This is a genomic window from Burkholderia sp. HI2761 (assembly GCF_002223355.1).
Classification (GTDB): domain Bacteria; phylum Pseudomonadota; class Gammaproteobacteria; order Burkholderiales; family Burkholderiaceae; genus Burkholderia.
Map to the genome: position 1 here is coordinate 1 of NZ_NKFN01000020.1, position 1,365 is coordinate 1,365.

At 57.6% G+C, this 1,365-nt stretch carries 1 protein-coding gene; it reads left to right on the plus strand.

Going from position 1 to position 1,365, the window contains the following annotated elements:
* Positions 1-47: 47 nt before the first annotated feature.
* Positions 48-1,365, plus strand: a 1,318-nt coding sequence (locus CFB46_RS34925; RefSeq protein ID WP_152778062.1) for an IS30 family transposase, incomplete at its 3' end; no start/stop codon positions are given.

A 1,365-nucleotide genomic window follows, 5' to 3' on the forward strand; every position in this document is an offset into this window, starting at 1 on the left:
GGCGGATTCAACCGGTCGTCGCAACACCTTAATCCAGGAGGTGTTTCATGGGTCGTCCATCGAAGTGGATACAACAGTTGACGAGGCGAGGAGCGATGCGCTCGCCAGGTGCACCATCGCTTCGGCACGAGGTTGAGCGCCAGTTTTGGGAGCAGGTCGCGACCGGAATCACAAGCGAGAAGGCTGCTACGGCAGTTGGCGTGTCCCAGGCGGCAGGGACACGCTGGTTTCGCGAGCGTGGCGGTATGCCGTTGTTCATGGCAAGTCCAATATCCGGCAGGTACTTATCGTTTGCTGAGCGTGAAGAGATAGGATTACTCTCAGCCGAAGGCGCCGGCGTACGTGAGGTCGCTCGCCGTATTGGCCGCAGCGCGTCAACGGTCTCACGAGAGCTCAAGCGTAATGCTGCGACTCGTAGTGGCCGCCTCGATTATCGTGCATCAGTTGCGCAGTGGAAGGCGGAATTGTTTGCCAGGCGGCCGAAACCAGCAAAGCTTGCGACAAACCCGAGGCTGCACCGCTATGTGCAAGAGCGCCTGGAAGGCCACGTTCACGACGCTAAAGGACGTAAGGTTGCAGGGCCTAGTCAAGCGGCGTTCATCGGGCGGAATAAACCAGAACGCAGTGATCGCAAATGGGTCAATGGCTGGTCGCCGGAACAGATTGCCAATCGATTAAAAGTCGACTTTCCAGATGACGAAACCATGCGCATCTCTCACGAAGCCATCTATCAGGCGCTTTACATTCAAGGGCGTGGTGCGCTCAAGCGCGAACTGGTGACCTATCTGCGCACCGGACGAGCACTGAGAGTGCCAAGGGCCAGGGCGCAAGCCAAGGCGTGGGCGCATGTCAGCGAAGACGTGATGATCTCCGAACGTCCAGCGGAAGCTCAAGACCGTGCTGTACCGGGACATTGGGAAGGCGATCTGATCATCGGCTTGAACCGGTCTGCGATCGGAACGCTGGTCGAGCGATCAAGCCGATTCACCATGCTCATCCATCTGCCTCGCGAGGAAGGCTACGGGTTGATTCCCAGGACGAAAAACGGTCCCGCGCTGGCCGGCTATGGGGCTGTCACGATGGCCAATGCACTCAAGAAAACCGTGACGAGCATGCCTTCCCAGTTGTGGCGATCATTGACTTGGGATCGGGGAAAGGAACTGTCCGACCATGCTCGCTTCACAATTGAGTCTGGTGTGAAGGTCTTCTTCGCCGACCCGAACAGCCCATGGCAACGTGGCACGAACGAAAACACGAATGGCCTTCTACGACAATACTTTCCAAAGGGCACGGATCTGTCCCGGTGGAGCGCTCGAGAGATTCAAGCCGTTGCTAATACATTGAACACCAGGCCCCGAAAAACAC